The sequence below is a fragment of the Agrobacterium vacciniicorymbosi genome (genome assembly GCF_040427045.1).
In the GTDB taxonomy this organism is placed as follows: Bacteria; Pseudomonadota; Alphaproteobacteria; order Rhizobiales; family Rhizobiaceae; genus Agrobacterium.
The window spans coordinates 297,293-314,565 of sequence record NZ_JBETMF010000003.1 but is presented as its reverse complement, the minus strand read 5'-3'; the positions used below and the strand labels follow the sequence as shown (position 1 = coordinate 314,565).

The window sequence follows — 17,273 nt, the reverse complement described above, 5'->3', positions numbered from 1 at the left end:
CAATCTTTAACAAGGTGTAAAGTTTTGCGCGTTGCCACGATTTCGTCAAGATTGGCTAGCGGATTAGTCTGTTACAGCTGTGGACGACTTTAGAAAATTCATTTCTAAAAACCGCTAATATACGAAGCTTCATTTCTACATTGAAAAACAGTGCGTTCAAGCGAAGCGGCTTGAACGGTAGATTTCGGTTGCGGTTTTGAGGGCGTTGTCGAGGTTGGCGCGGTGTCCATGCGCCTCCAGCGCCTGAGAAAATGCGGTGAGATTTGCCAGAACCGCCTCTTCCGTTGCGCGCCTGCCGGTATGGTTCAACCGCAACAAATGTTCCGTGCCGGGTCCAACGCCTGCCGTCAAATCCGCACCAGCGATGTTTCGGCGGGAGAGGAATGTGTCGCGGTTTATGTCGGGCGGCAGGATGGCGGTTGTGATCAGTGCGGATGCCGATGTGGCCGGTGTCCATAAAGTGGTGCCGAGCGTTTCCAGTCCGGCGCGGGTTGCGTCTCGGGCGAGGCGGTGGCGTTTCTGAACCGCCTCGATGCCTTCTGCCTCGATCCGGTCCAGAGCGGTTTGAAGGGCGAAGAGTTCAAGCGGGGCGGCCGTACCGGGCAGTGCAGGTCGCCCGAGGTCGAGCCATTGCTCCTTCTGATCGAGAAGAGAGAGCATGGAGATCCGGGGAGCCTTATCGTGCTGCAAGAGGCCCCACGCCTTTGGGCTGACGGAGAGGGCGGAAATGCCCGCTGGGCCGGCAAGCGATTTCTGTGGGCCAATGACGGCAATGTCGATGCCGAGGCGATCCACATTGAGCGCATGGCCGCCGATGGATGCGACCGCATCAACGACCGTGAGAATGCCGCGTTGTTTGGCAAGCGCGATGATCTCTTCCAGCGGGTTGAGAATGCCGCTGGCGGATTCCGCGTGGACGACAGACAAAAGAGTGACGCCGGGATTGGCCTCGATGGAGGCCTTGACCGCCTCGACTGTGATGGGGCAGGCGGGCTCGGCGGTGAGATTATGGACCGCTGCGCCACCGCGTTCCAGCCATTGCCCGAACCATGTGCCATAGGGGCTTGTGACGATGTTGAGCGCCGTGACGCCGGGATGCGCAAGGCTGGTCGCTACCGCCTCCAATGCCAGAACGGCTTCCGCCTGAATCAGCAACACATCGTTTTTCGTGCCCATGAGCTTGCCCAGCCGGTCGGCGAGGATAGCGTATCGCTCTGCCGGGAAAGAGGGGATGTCGAGCAGATGGCTCCAGTCACGGTTGGGCATGGTGGTCTCCTTGATCACGCTGGAGCTTGGGAACAGCTGCAATCAGACGTCGGGCGGTATCGGATTGCGGGGCGGAAATGATGCGCCGGGTCTCACCATATTCGACAATATGGCCTGCTTCCACTACCGCGACGCGGTGACAGACGGCGCGGATGACGGCGATATCATGGGAGACGAACAGGCAGGCAAGGCCGGTTTCCCGCTGGATGGAAACGAGCAGGTCCAGAATCTGCGCACGCACCGATACATCGAGTGCGGACACAGCTTCATCCATGACGAGGAGAGCGGGGCGCGGTGCCAGCGCGCGCGCCAGCGCCACACGCTGCCGCTGACCGCCAGAAAGTTCCAGCACAGGGCGCGCCGCAAAATCCGGCGACAGGCCTACACGCTCCAGAAGCTTCGCGATTTCTGCGGGTCGATCTCGGGCGGGCACGATCTGGTGAATGCGCAGCGGCTCGCCAATGGCGGTTTCTACGGTGGAGCGGGGATTGAAGGCAGCGTGTGTGTCCTGAAACACCATCTGCATATGGCGGCGCGCGTGGCGAAGGTCTGATCCTGACAGCGCCAGCCAGTTGCGGTCTTCGAATGTGACGCTACCCGTATCTGGCTCGATCAATCGCATGATGAGGCGGGCAAGGGTGGATTTGCCGCAACCGGATGGGCCGGCAAGGCCGAGCGTTTCACCGCGATCGAGAGAAAAGGAGACATCGGCAACGGCCTGTATCTCGCGACCTTGAGCGCGGTAGGTTTTTGACAGGCCTTCGACGGCAAGGAGCGCGGCCATCAGCGCACACTCTCGATCAGCGGCGGCGTGGAGAGATCCAGATGCGCCGCGATCAATGTTCGGGTGTAGGCGTCAGTCGCGTGTGACAGAATGCGGGATGCTTCGCCCGCTTCGATCAAGCGGCCTGATTTCAGCACGGCGATATCATCCGCCAGAGACGAGGCGAGGGCGATATCGTGGGTGATGAAGATCAGCATCATGCCGTTTTCACGCACCAGCCTGTCGAGCAGTCGGGCGATGGCACCCTGTGTGATGGTGTCGAGCGCGCTCGTCGCCTCGTCCGCAATCAGGATTTTGGGGCGGGCGGAGATGGCGGCTGCAATCGCCACGCGCTGGCGCTGGCCGCCGGAGAGTTGGTGCGGATAGGCCTTGAGCAGCGATGAGGGGTGCGGCAATTGCACCTGTTCCAGAAGATCACGGGCATGGGCGGTCGCCTGTTTCCACGACAGGCCAAGATGGCGGACGGCGGCTTCGGCCACCTGTTCGCCAATCGTCAGCACCGGATTGAGGCTGGCGCCGGGGTCTTGAAAGACATAACCGATATCGCGACCGGGGCGGGGCGTTGTGGCGGGCTCCAGATTCCATGTGATGGTGCCGGAGGATTTGACGCTGCGTGGCAGCAAACCGGCGAACCGTTTTGCAAGGGTGCTTTTACCGGAGCCGCTTTCCCCGATAATCGCGAGACGGCGATTTGCCGCCAGCGAAAGGGATAGGTCTTTCAGTGCTGGCTGTGTTGCTCCGGCATAGGTGACGCTGAGGTTTTCGATGCAGCAGAGCGGGATCTGGCTCATGGCGTCTTCACCTGCGCTGCCAGCGCCTTGTTGATGCCTTCTGCCAGAAGATAGACGCCGAGAACCGTGAGCAGCAGCGCGATGCCTGGAATGATGGAGAGATAGGCGGCGGAGCGCAGGACATTTCGGCCCTGCGCAATCATCGAGCCCCATGTGACGACATTGGGATCACCCAAGCCAAGGAAGGAGAGGGCGGCTTCGGTGAGGATCGCGGCGGCGACGATAATGGCAGCCAGCGCCAAAACCGGCGGCAGGGCATTTGGCAGGATTTGCCGGAAGGCGATCTCCAGCGGGTGCATGCCGATGGTGCGGGCAGAGGCCACATAATCGCGCTCGCGGATGGAGAGAACCTGTGCCCGCGTCAGCCGCGCCGGATCGGCCCACGCGCCGAGAGCAATGGCGAGAATGACGACGGGTATGGATGCGCCGATGGTGCTGACGAAGGCGAGAGCGAGGAGGAAGCTGGGCACGATCTGAAAGGCATCGGTGACGCGCATCAGAGCTTCATCGATAAGGCCTCCGGCAAAGCCGGCGAGCGTGCCCATGACCGCGCCGATGAAGAGGGCGGCGGCGGCGGCGCTGATGCCGACGGCAAGCGACACGCGCGCGCCGTGGAACAACCCGGCTAGCACATCACGCCCAAGACTATCCGTGCCAAGTGGCCATGCGGGATTGACGAAAGGCGGCGTGAGTGGCGCGCCGACGATGGAGAGCGGGTCTTTGGGAAACAGAAACGGTGCAGCGATGCCAGCACCGGCGATGAGAACGAGGATCAGCAGGCCGATAAGACCCTCCGGGTTTCGGGTGATGTTTCGTAAAAACCTCACGCGCTGCCCTCCTGCGCGCCGATGCGCGGATCAAGCACGGCATAGAGCAGATCGACAACCAGATTGACGAGGATGACGAAGACGGCGCTTGTCAGGATGATGCCCATCAACAACGGGGCGTCGCGCCCGGTGACAGCCTCCTGTGCCAGTCTGCCGAAGCCGGGAACGGCAAAGACGCTTTCGATGACGACGCTGCCGCCGAGCATGGCCGCAGACTGAAGGCCGAGAACGGTGACGAGCGAAAGCGCAGCGTTGCGGGCAACATGGCGAAGCACGATGCGGCTGCGGGACAGGCCTTTCGATTGCGCGAAAGCCACGAATTCCAGCCGCCAGATTTCTGCCATGGCGCTGCGCATGACACGCAGGAAGAGGGCGAGATAGATGAAGCCGAGGCTTGCGACGGGGAGAACGAGATGCCGCCCGATATCCAGAGCCCGCTCCAGCTCCTGCTTGCCCGAGGCAATCGTCTCGATGCCCGATGTGGGAAACCAGCGCAGCTTGACGGAGAAGGCGATGACCAGCACGAGGCCAAGCCAGAAGCCCGGCATGGCGTAAAGCGCCAGTGACAGGGTGGAGAGTGCACGGTCCTGCACGCTGCCCGGTCTTGCCCCGGCAATAATGCCAAGGGCCGAGCCAAGCACAAAGGACAGCGCCGTTGCGCTGCCCATGAGCAACAGCGTGTTGGGCAGACGCTCGAGAATAAGCGACAGGACCGGTCGGTCGAAAGCGACGGACCAGCCGAGATCGAGCCTGGCCACGGAGGAGATATAGAGCCACAGCCTTGCGAGCATGGACTGATCGAGCCCGTATTGGGCACGCAGCGTTTCCCGCAAGGCAGCGTCACCGCCGCCAATCGACACCAGATAGGCATCAACCGCGTCGCCAGAGGCATTTTCAAGCAGCAGGAAGGTCAAGAGAAGCACGATGACCAGCACCGGAATGGCGCTGAGCATTCTGCGACCGACAATGCGTGCTGCTCGCTTCACCGCTACTCCTGTAAAGCCGTGTCCGCCCAGTTCGAAACGGCCCAGCGCGGATTGCTGGCAACGTTTTGCACCGTATCGCGCGCCACGGTGATGAAGCCCCATTCGGCAACATTGATGAGCGGCAGGTCTTGCGTGACCTGTTTCTGGAACTGCTTGTAAAGGTCTGTGCGGGCTTTTTCATCGACGGTTTCTGCCGCCTTGTCGATCAGTGCATCCAGTTCCTTGTTCTCATAACCGCCCTGATTGGAGAAGCCGACGCCCGCAGGCGTGCCGGATCTGACAAGGATGGTAGTGGAAATTGCCGGGTCACCCCGGAAGACGGGCGGCGCAACTGCCAGATCGAAAGCGTGATCGGTGTAGACAGCCTTCTGATGGGCGGCGGCATCGTTGTTGACGAGTTCCGCATCGATACCGATTTCCGCCAGCGCCTGGCGCAGATAGGCGCCGAACTGTTTGGTCTCGTTGAAATAGGGTGCTGGCAGCAGCTTCAGTGAAAAGCGCGTGCCATTTGTGGCGCGCTTGTAACCGGCCTCATCCAGCAGCGCATTGGCCTTCTCGACGTCGAAATCATAGGTCTCGACATCGGATGTGTAGAACTGAGGGGCATTTTTCGGCACCGGGCCGGTGGAAGCGGTGGCATAACCGAGAAAGACGGTGTCTATGACCAGCTTCTTGTCGATTGCGTGGGCAATGGCTTGGCGAACCTTGAGGTCTGCCAGCTCCTTGCGGCGATGGTTGATTTCCACGACGAGCTGGTAGGTGAGCGCCTCATAACCATCCGCAATGACCTTGATGCCAGGTTCCTTGGCAATGCGGGCGAGATCGGACAGGGGCACGGCAGAGAAGGCGGCCAGCTGAATTTCTTCAGCTTCAAGCGCAGACGCTGCGCCTGCACGGTCCGGCAGGACGCGGTAGATGATTTCTTCCAGCTTTGGCGCGTCCTTCGCCCAATATTTGTCATAGCGAGTCAGCCGGTAATATTCGCCCGGCTTATATTCCGCAAAGACGAATGGCCCGGTGCCGACAGGCTTTGTGTTGGCGGGATTGGTGGCGATATCCGTGCCTTCGTAGAGATGCTTTGGAATGACGCTGGTGACGACCGGCAGGGCGTTGCGGATAAGCTGAAACGGCGTAGGTTTGGAGAAGCGGAAAATCGCGGTGTGATCGTCAGGCGTATCGACCGATTGCAGATTGGCGAAGATAAGCCGTCCCAGATTCTGCAGAGGTTTCCAGACCGATAGCGCGGAGAAGGCGACATCTGCGGAGGTGAAGGGCTTGCCATCTTGCCATGTCACGCCTTCGCGCAGCTTGAACGTGGCGCTCAAGCCATCATCAGAACCTTCCCAGGCCGTAGCCAGGCGTGGCTCCAGCCCATCCTTGCCTTTGAAGGATGCTTCGGCCAGCGGCTCCACGATCTTGCTGGAAATGTAAAACACGCCGTTCGAAGCGACGATGGCCGGGTTGAGGTTCTTCGGCTCCGAATCCGCGGCCACCACAAGCCGCCCGCTGCCACCTGCCGCCCACGCAAAGCCCGGCCGCACAAGCGTTGTGGACGCCGCCAGAATGGCAGCACTTTTCATCAGAGAGCGGCGTGAGAGCGGTGTTGAAAGCATGGCAAACTCCGGAAATGGAACGGCTGTCGAAAATGCCGCGCGGCACAGTGTAAAGCCTCGGCCCTCGCAGTGTCCATGAGAAATCAAATGCTTGATAGCAATGATTTTATCCGGCCCGACCGCTGGAAAAATGATTGTTGCATGGAGGGGCTGAGAGGAAGAATGCTTTGCTCACCCTAGTGGAATTAAGCGTTTGGTGTCAGCTGCCAAGGCACTTCGTACAGGCCGCATACGACGCATATCAGTCGGAATATGCGGCTCCTGAAGCTGCTGTTTAATGATTCGATAGCAGTTTTGCGCCGGTCAAGGTCAGACCTGTCCCAAAATGATCCATCTCAATCAAATATTAGTGATATCTAATTGTGCGGCCTTCTTAATTAAAGCAAATACTTATATATTAGCAATCCCAGTGGGTTAGATTGTCTTTGTGTCTAACGCAACCCACGGAGGAGGAGAGAGAAATGAGAACAATAACATCTTCTTTGTTTATCACGGCCTGTCTGGCGCTGCCGTTTCAGGCGCAGGCACTGGATGTCAGCGTGGGAGGCGTCAGTGCAAGTGTGGGCGGTAACGACCGTGGCGGGGTCAGTGCCAGTGCTTCTGTGGGAGGAAGCGGCGGTGTGAATGCGGGCGCCGATGTTGGCGGTCGAAGCGGCGGCGGACTTGGGGCCGATGTCGGTGCTTCAGTCGGCGGTAGTCACGGCGTCAATGCCAATACCAGCGCTAGCGTTGGTGGAAAAAGTGGCGTGAACGCCGATGTCAACGCGTCCGTGGGTGGCGCGAGAGGGCTTAACGCGAATGCCAATGTCGGCGTTGGACGAACGACCGGCGTGGGCGTGAATGTTGGCGTAGGCATTGGCACACCGGGTGTTCCCGGCGGGCCGGTCAACCCGGGAACAGTACCTCCCGGTGCGATCCGTGAAGCCATCAACTCCTATAACAACATGTCGCGCACCGAGCAGATAAAGCTTGCCAAGCGTTGCGTGGATATTCTGGGCGGTGGATATGACGCAGCTTTGACGAAGCTGTGCAAAATGATCCAGACAGCATCTCGCTGAGGATTTTGATGAAGAGAAGGGGTGCACGTCACCCCTTTTCTCTGCCTGCTTTCAGGCCGTTACTTGCGACCGAGAGACATGATACGCTCGCGCAGAACCTTGGCGAGGTTGCGGGTGTTGCGATACATATGAACCTGCGCTGCCACCTGACGCACATCACGGTCGCTGTTTTGCGCCAGACCAATGACCAACGTGCCCATTTCGGCAGTCTCGCCCCAGAAGCCATCCAGATTGCGATCTTCATAAGCACCGCAGCTGTCGGTTCTAAGAATATTGGCATCGTCCAGATGCCATTCCGTCAGGCGCTGCATCAGCAGGCGGTCGATGGAATGACGCTCGTGATCTTCATTGACCGCCAGTTTCCAGACATAGGCCTCACCCATGGTCATGAAGACGACGGCTGATGCAATCGCAACGCCGTTAAGATTGAGCGTGTGAATACGAACTGCGTCGATCTCTGCCAGATTGGTTATCGCCTCACGGGCGAAGGCCGCGCGATAACGATCGCTGACGAGTGCGGAGCGCTTGCGGCCCTTGGAGCCGCTGGCTTCCAGCGCCAGAAATTCTTCGGTGCGCAGCCTGATATCCTGCGGCTGTCGGGCGATGTCGTGAGAGAGAGAGCCTAGACCCTCCAGATGCTGCCAATGCTGTTGCAAGGTCTGCAGCTGCACGGGTGGAAGCGTGTTGTGCAGATAGGCTTCCGCATCCACCTGGCTTTCCAGCATCATGCGACGATGTGGCTCGGCGGTGGCCAGAGGCAGGTTGCGGCTGAGTGCGATCGCTTTGATCATGCGCACGAATGCCCCATCCAGACGAAGCTGGGGCAGAACGAGGATTTCGGGTAGACGAAGGTCCGGCTGTGACAGCGCGTCCAGCAGGTTATCGATGGTCTCGGCTGCACCTTCGGAATCCACCAGCGGTGTACCCAGAGGGCCGAACGGATTGGCCCAGGCGCGCAAGATGGAGGGGCCTACAGAAAAGCCGGGCTTTTCCACGGTAAAGGGCATCAGAAACCGCATGCGGCTGCGCGCCCCATTCTCATCGCGCATCAGTGCGAAACGCACGGAACGGTCATCGACGCGGGGCATGGCGGGGGCCAGCAGCTTGCCGGTAAAAAAGATATTGGGTTCCATGACCCGGTTCGACAGGAAATCCAGTTCTTCCTGAAGATCGTAGCCCAGTTGTGCGGGGTAAATGCAGAATTCGCGCCCGGCACGACCGACACGGACACTGCTGTCTGCGGCCGGACGATCCGACGCAGCTTTCGCCAGCAGCATCGCGAAACGATTGTCTCGCATATCTGGATCGTTAGGGTCGCTTGCCATTCCTGCCTTATACCGTCTTTCTCATGCGTTTCCGCGACAATCTGGTTGCAAACGCGACCCGTTCCTAAGCATCAACTTTTTCAGTCGAGAACCGATCCATATCATGTTTTCAATTTTAACGATCTAACTATTTCAATCTTACATCGAAACATTAGCAATGTTGAGTGTACGGCGATAGTAAATTGCGCGTGCGTAGAAATATGTGACTCAACTCTTTGATCTTAAGGCAAAATCGGAGCATTGCGGCGCTTGGGATAAAGCCCCAGAACCAGCGCGCAACCGGCAATGATAATGACAGCGCCGACGAACTGAATGGCAGACAGGGGTTCGTCCAGCACAACCGCGCCGACGCTGACCGCAATGACTGTCACGACGAATTCGACGCTGATGGTTTTCGTCGCGCCAATTAGGGAAACAAGTCGGAAATAGGTGACGTAAGTCAGCGCACTCATGATGATTGCAAGGCTGAAGAGGTAAGCGAAGTCCGAAAGGCTCGGCGTTGTCGGCACAGGCACCGCGATGAGGAATGGTAGAGTGATGAGGCCACCAGCCAGAAAAGAGCCGATGGTGATTTCCCACGAGCCCGAGCTTTTGAGGTGGCGGCTTGCATAATTGCTACCAAAGGCGGCGCAGATGCATCCGAGCAGGCAGGCGATACAGCCGATGACAAAACTCGATGTGACGGGCACGGCAGGAAAACCGACGAGAATGACGATGCCGCTGAAACCGAAAAACAAGCCGAGAAGGCTTTGTGGCGATATCTTCTCCAACCCCCACAGTTGCCCGATCAGCATGGAAAACAGCGGTATGCTGGCTACGAGGATGGCCGCCATGGCGGTGCCGATGACTGGTGTCGCATAGGAGAGGCCGATCAGCTGGCCCGCAACCGTGGTGGCGCCAACCGCCGCAAAGGCTCGCCAGCCAGCGCTGAAGTCAAGCCTTCGCTTGGTCATCCGCGCAATGATTAGCAGCGTGAAACTGGCGATAAAACACCGCAGCGTCACGGCACCGACCCAGCCAAAGGCAGCAACCGCATGAAGGACGAGCAGAAATGACAAGCCCCACGCCACGGCGAGAAACATATAGGCGGCCAGTTCTGCGGGTTTCATGTCTTCACGTCCGGCAATGGAAAGCTGGCAAAACGGATAGGAGAGCCGATCCGCAGCGTCAAACGAATTATAGACGAAGCTCCACATCCACAATCCGCCCGCAGCGGCTTCTCGACGCAGGAGCCTTCGTCTGGACCGTGATCGGGGCTAGCTTACTCTTCGATCGTGTATTCGCCGAGTTCGCACAAATCCTGCGTATCGGTGGTCGTATCCAGATCAGGGCTGTCCTGAAACTCGAAACGCATGTCGTATTTGCACACCTCACGACCATCGGCGATGGTGATTCTCATGCTCTCGCCAGGATTCAGGGTCTGATTACCAAAAACGTCGCCTTCCCAGCTGTTCTCGTTCACCGGCGATGTGAAGAAATGGGTCAGAACCGAATCGGTCCCGTTCTTCAACGTAAACACCAGATCTTCCGCCATGGACGGTGTCGCCAACGCAATGGAAGTGGCTGCTGCAAGGCATGCAATGTAAAAATGACGCATGGTGTTCACCTAAAAAAACGAGGTTGAGGATATCGACCGTCTTAGGCGGAAAATGGAAGGGCGGTAAGTGGGTAGCGGTTGGTATACGCGACCATTTTTGGCCAACGGCACTCTGCTTCACAATAAAATGGCCCGCAAACTGGTTTGCAGGCCATTCGAAACTGTCGTTATTTCAAGTCGGCTTACGCCTGCTCAAAAATCCCGTGGCAATGTTTGTATTTTTTGCCGGAGCCGCAAGGGCAGGCTTCGTTGCGGCCGATTTTGCCCCAGGTGGCTGGGTTGTTGGGGTCGCGTTGTTCGGGTGGGACGAAGACGGCTGGTTCGCCTTGGGCGGACTGTGCGAAATCATCTTCGCCGGTCAGCGGGTCGAGGTGATGGGCCGTCATTTCCGGCAGTTCGGGCTGCGGCTGGTCGCGCACGAGTTCGACGCGCATCAACTGTGCCGTAACGGCTTCACGCAGGTTGGCGAGAAGCGCCTGGAAGAGTTCGAAGGCTTCAGCCTTGTATTCCTGCAATGGATCGCGCTGGGCGTAACCACGGAAACCGACAACGGAGCGCAGGTGATCTAGGTTGACGATGTGTTCGCGCCACAGGTGGTCGATGGTCTGGAGGATGACCGAGCGCTCGACATAGGTCATGACCTCTGGGCCGAAACGTTCGGTCTTTTCAGCCACGGCCTTGTCTGCCGCTTCGGTGATGCGCTGCAGAATATCGTCTTCCGCAATGCCTTCTTCCTTCGCCCACTCATCAACGGGCAGGTCGAGATTGAGTGCCTGTTCGACGGCGGCTTTGAGGCCGACGATGTCCCACTGCTCGGCATAGGCGTTTTCTGGAACATGCTTTGCGACGAGAACTTCGATGACCTCGTTGCGCATATCCGATGCGGTTTCACCGATATTTTCGGCCTCCATCAGTTCCAGACGCTGGTCGAAGATGACCTTGCGTTGGTCGTTGAGGACGTCGTCATATTTCAGAAGGTTCTTACGGGTTTCGAAGTTACGGGCTTCGACCTTCTTCTGAGCGCGCTCGAGGGCCTTGTTGATCCATGGATGGACGATGGCTTCGCCTTCCTTCAGACCGAGCTTTTGCAACATTGAGTCCATGCGGTCGGAGCCGAAAATGCGCATCAGGTCGTCCTGAAGCGAGAGGTAGAACTTCGAACGGCCGGGGTCGCCCTGACGGCCGGAACGACCACGCAGCTGGTTGTCGATACGACGGCTTTCGTGGCGTTCTGTCGCGATGACGAACAGACCACCGGCAGCAAGTGCCTTGTCCTTCAGAACCTTGATTTCTTCGCGGATCGTCTTTTCGCGCGCATCGCGCTCTTCGCCCGGCTCCATGCCTTCGAGCTCACGCTCGAGACGCATATCGACGTTACCGCCGAGCTGAATATCGGTACCACGACCGGCCATGTTGGTGGCGATGGTGACCGCACCCGGAACACCAGCCTGCGAAACGATATAGGCTTCCTGCTCGTGATAACGGGCGTTCAGAACCTGGAAGTTTTCAAAGCCCGTCTGGCGCAGCATGGTGGCCAGAAGTTCGGACTTTTCAATCGAGGTCGTACCAACGAGAACCGGCTGGTTACGCTCATGCGCAGCCTTGATCTCCTCGATGATCGCCTTGAACTTCTCTTCGCCGGTCCGGTAAACTTCGTCGTCTTCGTCGATACGCTGGATCGGCAGGTTGGTCGGCACTTCGATGACGTCGAGGCCGTAGATGTTGTTGAATTCTTCGGCTTCGGTCGATGCCGTACCGGTCATGCCCGCAAGCTTTTTATACATGCGGAAATAGTTCTGGAAGGTAACGGAAGACAGCGTCTGGTTTTCCGGCTGAATCTGCACCTTTTCCTTGGCTTCGAGCGCCTGATGCTGACCTTCGGAATAACGGCGGCCCGGCATCATGCGACCGGTGAATTCATCGATGATGACGATTTCGCCGTTACGGACGATGTAGTCCTTGTCACGCTGGAACAGCTTGTGGGCCTTCAGCGCGTTGTTGATGTGGTGAACGATCGCGACGTTTTCGACGTCGTAAAGTGATTCGCCCTTGAGAAGACCTGCGTCCCGCAGCAGGTTTTCGAGCTTTTCGGTGCCTTCTTCGGAGAAGTTGGCCGAACGCTGCTTCTCATCGATTTCGTAATCTTCCGGTGTCAGTACCGGAATGAAGGCGTCGATGGTGTTGTAGAGTTCCGAGCGGTCGTCCAGCGGGCCGGAGATGATAAGAGGCGTGCGCGCCTCATCCACCAGAATGGAGTCCACTTCATCGACGATGGCGTAATGGTGGCTGCGCTGCACCATCTGCGACTTTTCGTACTTCATGTTATCGCGGAGATAATCGAAGCCGAGTTCGTTGTTGGTGGCGTAGGTGATGTCGCAGGCGTAGGCCTCGCGACGCTGGTCATCGTCCAGACCGTGCACGATGACACCGGTCGTCAGGCCGAGGAAGCTGTAAAGGCGTGCCATGGTGGCGGCGTCGCGCTGGGCGAGATAGTCGTTCACGGTCACGACGTGAACGCCCTTGCCTTCCAGCGCATTGAGGTAAACCGCCAGCGTTGCCACCAGCGTCTTGCCTTCACCCGTCTTCATTTCAGAAATATCGCCGGAATGGAGAATCATACCGCCGGTCAACTGGACGTCGAAGGGGCGCATGCCGAGGACTCGGCGGGACGCTTCACGCGCCACGGCAAATGCCGGCACCAGAAGGCTGTCGAGCGTCTGTCCTTCGGCAAGCTGCTGGCGGAACTCCACCGTCTTGGCTGCCAACTCGTCGTTCGAAAGAGCCTTCATCTGCTCTTCGAGTGCGCCGATGGCGTTGATATTGCTGCGATAGGAGCGGACACGGCGTTCATTTGCCGAACCGAACAACTTGCGGGCTATTCCGCCGAGACTGACCATCTTAGTGGCCCTTTCTGAAATTCCGTTTTTTCCGGGGCGTGGCGGTCTGGCACTGCAATAAAGTACAAATGACAGACTTGACCCTGAAACGTATCTGGACGCGAGGTTACGCGACAGATAAGAGGGGGGGCAAATGATGTCAACGGTTCTGCCCGTTACAGAATGGCCACATTCCGGTGTTTGGAAGTTTTTTCAGCCGGAAAACCACGTCTGGAGCCGGCATTGTCTCCGAAAGGTTTAATATGTTGCGCTATAATAGAATTGCGGCTGCTGTCATCGTGGCTACGCTTGGTCTTCAGTTTCCCGCTTTCGCGCAGGAAGACACCGTGGTCGCGAAAGTCGGCGATCTGGAAATCCGCCAGTCCGAACTGGACCTGGCCATGAGCAATCTCGATCCGCAGCTTGCCCAGCTTCCCGATGAACAGAAGAAGGTCGCGGCCCTCTCCGGTGCCATCGACGTGAAGCTGCTGGTGAAGGATGCCACAGCCGAAGGTCTGGAAAAGACCGAAGACTTCAAGAAGCGTCTGGCTTTCATTTCCGACCGTGAACTGCACAACGCTTACTTCCGCAAGCACGTTGTGGACGCCGTCACCGATGCTGAAGTGAAGGCCCGCTACGACAAGGAAGTCGCGGCTCTGCCACAGGAAGAGGAAGTCAAGGCGGCCCACATTCTGGTTGCGACCGAAGAGGAAGCCAAGGATGTGATCAAGCAGCTGGACGCTGGCAAGGATTTCGCAGCGCTGGCCAAGGAGAAGTCCACCGATTCCAACAAGGATGACGGCGGCGATCTGGGCTGGTTCGGCAAGGGCCGTATGGTTCCTGAATTCGAAGAAGCTGCGTTCAAGCTTGAAAAGGGTGCCTACACCAAAGAACCGGTCAAGTCGCAGTTCGGCTTCCACGTGATCAAGCTGGAAGACAAGCGCGTTGCTCCGCCACCGGCATTCGACCAGGTCGAAGCACAGGTTCGTCAGCTCGTCATGCGCGACAAGTATGTCGCTTTGATCGAGAAGGCCAAGGCCGAGCAGAAGATCGAAATTCCTGACGAGACGCTGCGCAAGGGTTATGAAGACGCCAGCAAGCAGCAGGCCGATGCGCCTGCGCAGCAGTAAGTCTTAGGCACTATGCGGGGCGGCGATGAGCCGCCCTGTTTCATTTCATCTCTTCACGAAAAATGCAGGTTCCATCGCAATGTCCGCTGCCGTTTCTCCGCTTGCCCCGAAATCCTATCCTGACATGCCTGCCCTTCGCGGTGTGCGCATGGCAACGGCTGCCGCCGGTATCAAGTACAAGAACCGCACCGATGTTCTGCTGATGGTGTTTGACAAGCCTGCCAGTGTTGCAGGCGTTTTCACGAAATCGCGCTGCCCATCCGCCCCGGTGGATTTTTGCCGCACCAATCTGGCAGGCGGCGTTGCCCGCGCGGTTGTTGTCAATTCCGGCAATGCCAATGCCTTTACGGGCGTTAAGGGCAAGGCCGCGACCGAACTGACCGGCAAGTCTGCGGCTGAAGCCGTGGGCTGTTCGGCAAGCGAAGTCTTCCTCGCCTCCACCGGCGTCATTGGTGAGCCACTGGACGCCATGAAGTTTGCTGGCGTTCTGGGCCAGATGAATACAGATGCCCAGGGCGATTTCTGGCAGGAAGCCGCCAAGGCCATCATGACCACGGATACCTATCCGAAGGTCGCGACCCGTACCGCCGAAATCGGTGGTGTGACCGTGACCATCAACGGCATTGCCAAGGGCGCTGGCATGATTGCGCCTGACATGGCGACGATGTTGTCCTTCGTCGTGACCGATGCGGACATCGCCGCACCCGCCCTGCAGGCCTTGCTGGCGGCAGGCGTTGGCCCGACCTTCAATTCGGTGACTGTCGATAGCGACACGTCCACATCCGATACGCTGATGCTGTTTGCGACCGGTGCCGCCAGTGCGGACGGTCAGACGCGCATCGAAAGTGCTGAAGACCCGAAGCTTGCGTCTTTCCGCGATGCCTTGAACGCGCTGTTGAAAGACCTGGCGCTGCAAGTCGTTCGCGATGGCGAAGGCGCGCGCAAGATGGTGGAAATCACCGTGACGGGCGCAGAAAGCGATGCGGCTGCGAAAAAGATTGCGCTCTCCATCGCCAACTCTCCGCTGGTGAAGACGGCTGTTGCCGGTGAGGACGCCAATTGGGGCCGTGTCGTCATGGCCGTGGGCAAGTCCGGTGAACTGGCAGACCGCGACCGCCTCGCCATCTGGTTCGGCAATGTGCGCGTGGCTGTGAATGGCGAACGCGACCCGGCTTACTCCGAAGCAGAAGCCAGCGCAGTGATGAAGAACGAGGATATTCCGGTCAAGGTTGACATTGGTCTTGGCAATGGCACCGCCACCGTGTGGACCTGCGATCTGACCAAGGAGTATGTCGAGATCAATGGCGACTACCGGAGCTGATCGATGGGGTCTCTCGATATGCGCAGTGTGCCCGTCAACCTTCCCCTCGTGCGCCGTCTGGAAGCCGTCAGCTTCCGGGCTTGGCCCGCCTCATCCGTGATCTATGACGGCAGCTGGCAAATCCGGCTGACCGGTTCGCACCCGTCGAAACGCATCAATTGCGTCGTGCCGCTCGATCCCTCGGATTACGGCAATTGCGATGTTCGTCTCGAAAAGGCGCGCAAGCGTTTTGAAGACTTTGGGCGTCCGCTGATCGTGCGGGAAACGACGCTGATGCCGCCGCAGTTGCGCGAGCATCTTTTCAACGACGGCTGGACGGTGTTTGAGGAGGTCGATGTGATGACCGCCGATATCGTTTCCGCCGAACTGCCGGAAACCCTGGCACACCTGCCCAGCCACGATATTGGCCGCTTTGTCGAGGCGAGCCTGAAGGTGAGCGGAGACGACCCGTCTTTGCGGTCAGCCATTGCGGAAATCGTCAGCTCCATCAAGCCGACGCTTGGCCTCTTCACCAAGGAAGAGGTGGAAGGCGAGCCGCAGGCGACGGTGATCTGCGTGCAGGATAATGATCTTGCCGGTATTCTTTCGCTTGATGTGGCTGCCGAGACCAGACGGCAGGGAACGGGTTCGCAAATCCTGACCTCGGCGCTGCGCTGGGCACGGATTAGCGGCGCAAAGACCGCCTGGCTTCAGGTCGTCTCCACCAATCTCCCGGCCATAAAGCTCTACGAAAAATTCGGTTTTACCACGGCCTATACCTATCGCTACTGGCGCAAGGACGCAGCTTGATGGCCGAAACCGGCAGAAAAATACTGCTCGTTGCCGCATGCGCCCTGATCGATCAGGATGGTCGCATTCTTCTGGCGCAGCGACCTGAGGGCAAGTCGCTGGCCGGGCTGTGGGAATTTCCCGGTGGCAAGGTGGAGAGCGGCGAAACACCCGAGGAAACGCTGATCCGGGAATTGGAAGAAGAGCTTGGCATCAAGACCAAGGTCGCTTGTCTTGCTCCGCTGACCTTCGCCAGCCATACCTATGAGACATTTCATCTTCTGATGCCCCTTTACGTCTGCCGTCGTTACGAGGGCATTCCGCGCGGGGCGGAAGGTCAGCCCATCAAATGGGTGAAGCCGCAGGCGCTGCGGGATTATCCCATGCCGCCCGCCGATGAGCCGCTGATCCCTTATCTTCAGGACTTATTGTAAAGGCTTTTTTAAAATAATCCTGTGAAGAAGGGACTTACACATCTTCGTGCGTGCCAAAACGGGCCGCCATTAACCTTTCGTTTAGCACCCTCTGGCAAATTCAGAGGCTGAATAATTGGTAAATGGCGCGTAGCGAGGCCTGATATGAACGAAGATTTCTGGAAAACAGTCGAGGATCGCCAATCCTATTCCGAGAAATCACGCAGGATCGGCGTTTTGAACGTCGCGCTGCTGTTCGGTATGGTGGCCATTGCTCTTTCTCTCATCGTCACGCCGATGCTGGCCGGCAAAATGCCGCCTTCGCGTTTCGCGCAGGTGCCGGATAGTTTCGATATGATCAGCACCGGTTCGATCCACCGCGTGGAACAGCCCAAGAAATCCTACAGCATCCGCCGCAGCATCACCCAGCCCATGCCGGGTTCGGTCTGCATCGTCGATGGTTATTCCAGCGGCCGGGATTGCTGATCGCTTTTATTTTCCTCCCCATGCAGAAACGC

General features: G+C 58.3%; 16 protein-coding genes. 6 read left to right on the top strand and 10 right to left on the bottom strand.

What is annotated here, in order from left to right:
• Nucleotides 1-156: 156 nt before the first annotated feature.
• From ABUK73_RS07325 to ABUK73_RS07300, 6 genes are read right to left on the bottom strand one after another with little or no spacing between them, the layout of a single operon-like run.
• Nucleotides 157-1,266: a pyridoxal-phosphate-dependent aminotransferase family protein gene (locus ABUK73_RS07325; protein WP_353576699.1), complete on the bottom strand. Its 1,110-nt coding sequence runs from the start codon at nucleotides 1,264-1,266 to the stop codon at nucleotides 157-159.
• On the bottom strand, nucleotides 1,253-2,050 hold the full coding sequence (locus ABUK73_RS07320; protein WP_454892335.1) for an ABC transporter ATP-binding protein: 798 nt from the start codon (nucleotides 2,048-2,050) through the stop codon (nucleotides 1,253-1,255). The genes ABUK73_RS07325 and ABUK73_RS07320 overlap by 14 nt, the downstream gene beginning before the upstream one ends.
• Complete coding sequence (locus ABUK73_RS07315) at nucleotides 2,050-2,841, bottom strand: ABC transporter ATP-binding protein (RefSeq protein ID WP_353576698.1); 792 nt, start codon at nucleotides 2,839-2,841, stop codon at nucleotides 2,050-2,052. The genes ABUK73_RS07320 and ABUK73_RS07315 overlap by 1 nt, the downstream gene beginning before the upstream one ends.
• The gene (locus ABUK73_RS07310) at nucleotides 2,838-3,668 is read right to left on the bottom strand and encodes an ABC transporter permease (protein WP_353576697.1); all 831 of its coding nucleotides are present in this window, start codon (nucleotides 3,666-3,668) and stop codon (nucleotides 2,838-2,840) included. The genes ABUK73_RS07315 and ABUK73_RS07310 overlap by 4 nt, the downstream gene beginning before the upstream one ends.
• Nucleotides 3,665-4,621 carry an ABC transporter permease gene (locus ABUK73_RS07305; protein WP_454892337.1) on the bottom strand — a complete coding sequence of 319 codons (957 nt, stop codon included), beginning with the start codon at nucleotides 4,619-4,621 and terminating at the stop codon, nucleotides 3,665-3,667. The genes ABUK73_RS07310 and ABUK73_RS07305 overlap by 4 nt, the downstream gene beginning before the upstream one ends.
• 35 nt (nucleotides 4,622-4,656) lie before the next feature.
• Nucleotides 4,657-6,267, bottom strand: a complete 1,611-nt coding sequence (locus ABUK73_RS07300; protein WP_353576695.1) for an ABC transporter substrate-binding protein — start codon at nucleotides 6,265-6,267, stop codon at nucleotides 4,657-4,659.
• Between the two features lie 461 nt (nucleotides 6,268-6,728).
• On the opposite strand from ABUK73_RS07300, the gene ABUK73_RS07295 reads away from it, so the two are divergent.
• Nucleotides 6,729-7,325, top strand: coding sequence for a hypothetical protein (locus ABUK73_RS07295; protein ID WP_353576694.1), 597 nt, complete (start codon nucleotides 6,729-6,731; stop codon nucleotides 7,323-7,325).
• 59 nt (nucleotides 7,326-7,384) lie between these two features.
• Here the strand turns inward: ABUK73_RS07295 and ABUK73_RS07290 are convergent, their stop codons facing one another.
• The 4 genes from ABUK73_RS07290 to secA all read right to left on the bottom strand — a co-directional run bounded on the left by ABUK73_RS07290 (nucleotide 7,385) and on the right by secA (nucleotide 13,144).
• On the bottom strand, nucleotides 7,385-8,650 hold the full coding sequence (locus tag ABUK73_RS07290; RefSeq protein ID WP_454892334.1) for a GNAT family N-acetyltransferase: 1,266 nt from the start codon (nucleotides 8,648-8,650) through the stop codon (nucleotides 7,385-7,387).
• Nucleotides 8,651-8,871: 221 nt separating this feature from the next.
• Nucleotides 8,872-9,759 carry a DMT family transporter gene (locus tag ABUK73_RS07285; RefSeq protein WP_353576756.1) on the bottom strand — a complete coding sequence of 296 codons (888 nt, stop codon included), beginning with the start codon at nucleotides 9,757-9,759 and terminating at the stop codon, nucleotides 8,872-8,874.
• Nucleotides 9,760-9,911: 152 nt separating this feature from the next.
• A complete protein-coding gene (locus tag ABUK73_RS07280; RefSeq protein WP_353576693.1) occupies nucleotides 9,912-10,247 on the bottom strand; it encodes a hypothetical protein in 336 nt (111 codons plus the stop codon).
• Between the two features lie 182 nt (nucleotides 10,248-10,429).
• Nucleotides 10,430-13,144, bottom strand: coding sequence for a preprotein translocase subunit SecA (gene secA / locus ABUK73_RS07275; protein ID WP_353576692.1), 2,715 nt, complete (start codon nucleotides 13,142-13,144; stop codon nucleotides 10,430-10,432).
• A 242-nt stretch (nucleotides 13,145-13,386) separates the two neighbouring features.
• On the opposite strand from secA, the gene ABUK73_RS07270 reads away from it, so the two are divergent.
• From ABUK73_RS07270 to ABUK73_RS07250, 5 genes are all read left to right on the top strand, one after another.
• Nucleotides 13,387-14,253 carry a peptidylprolyl isomerase gene (locus tag ABUK73_RS07270; RefSeq protein WP_353576691.1) on the top strand — a complete coding sequence of 289 codons (867 nt, stop codon included), beginning with the start codon at nucleotides 13,387-13,389 and terminating at the stop codon, nucleotides 14,251-14,253.
• A 79-nt stretch (nucleotides 14,254-14,332) separates the two neighbouring features.
• Nucleotides 14,333-15,574, top strand: coding sequence for a bifunctional glutamate N-acetyltransferase/amino-acid acetyltransferase ArgJ (gene argJ / locus ABUK73_RS07265; protein ID WP_353576690.1), 1,242 nt, complete (start codon nucleotides 14,333-14,335; stop codon nucleotides 15,572-15,574).
• A gap of 3 nt (nucleotides 15,575-15,577) precedes the next feature.
• On the top strand, nucleotides 15,578-16,363 hold the full coding sequence (locus tag ABUK73_RS07260) for a GNAT family N-acetyltransferase (protein WP_353576689.1): 786 nt from the start codon (nucleotides 15,578-15,580) through the stop codon (nucleotides 16,361-16,363).
• Entirely contained in the window at nucleotides 16,363-16,776 is a 414-nt protein-coding gene (mutT, locus tag ABUK73_RS07255) for an 8-oxo-dGTP diphosphatase MutT (protein WP_353576688.1), read from the top strand. Before ABUK73_RS07260 ends, mutT begins: the two co-directional genes overlap by 1 nt.
• Before the next feature lie 144 nt (nucleotides 16,777-16,920).
• Entirely contained in the window at nucleotides 16,921-17,241 is a 321-nt protein-coding gene (locus tag ABUK73_RS07250) for a hypothetical protein (protein ID WP_113090005.1), read from the top strand.
• Nucleotides 17,242-17,273 lie beyond the last annotated feature (32 nt).

Coding starts and splice junctions, on each gene's coding strand:
- ABUK73_RS07320 (WP_454892335.1), bottom strand. CDS start 2,050: ATGGCCGCGCTCCTTGCCGTCGAAGGCCTGTCAAAAACCTACCGCGCT.
- ABUK73_RS07325 (WP_353576699.1), bottom strand. CDS start 1,266: ATGCCCAACCGTGACTGGAGCCATCTGCTCGACATCCCCTCTTTCCCG.
- ABUK73_RS07250 (WP_113090005.1), top strand. CDS start 16,921: ATGAACGAAGATTTCTGGAAAACAGTCGAGGATCGCCAATCCTATTCC.
- ABUK73_RS07285 (WP_353576756.1), bottom strand. CDS start 9,759: ATGAAACCCGCAGAACTGGCCGCCTATATGTTTCTCGCCGTGGCGTGG.
- ABUK73_RS07305 (WP_454892337.1), bottom strand. CDS start 4,621: ATGCTCAGCGCCATTCCGGTGCTGGTCATCGTGCTTCTCTTGACCTTC.
- argJ (WP_353576690.1), top strand. CDS start 14,333: ATGTCCGCTGCCGTTTCTCCGCTTGCCCCGAAATCCTATCCTGACATG.
- ABUK73_RS07290 (WP_454892334.1), bottom strand. CDS start 8,650: ATGGCAAGCGACCCTAACGATCCAGATATGCGAGACAATCGTTTCGCG.
- ABUK73_RS07270 (WP_353576691.1), top strand. CDS start 13,387: ATGTTGCGCTATAATAGAATTGCGGCTGCTGTCATCGTGGCTACGCTT.
- ABUK73_RS07260 (WP_353576689.1), top strand. CDS start 15,578: ATGGGGTCTCTCGATATGCGCAGTGTGCCCGTCAACCTTCCCCTCGTG.
- ABUK73_RS07295 (WP_353576694.1), top strand. CDS start 6,729: ATGAGAACAATAACATCTTCTTTGTTTATCACGGCCTGTCTGGCGCTG.
- ABUK73_RS07315 (WP_353576698.1), bottom strand. CDS start 2,841: ATGAGCCAGATCCCGCTCTGCTGCATCGAAAACCTCAGCGTCACCTAT.
- ABUK73_RS07280 (WP_353576693.1), bottom strand. CDS start 10,247: ATGCGTCATTTTTACATTGCATGCCTTGCAGCAGCCACTTCCATTGCG.
- ABUK73_RS07300 (WP_353576695.1), bottom strand. CDS start 6,267: ATGCTTTCAACACCGCTCTCACGCCGCTCTCTGATGAAAAGTGCTGCC.
- mutT (WP_353576688.1), top strand. CDS start 16,363: ATGGCCGAAACCGGCAGAAAAATACTGCTCGTTGCCGCATGCGCCCTG.
- secA (WP_353576692.1), bottom strand. CDS start 13,144: ATGGTCAGTCTCGGCGGAATAGCCCGCAAGTTGTTCGGTTCGGCAAAT.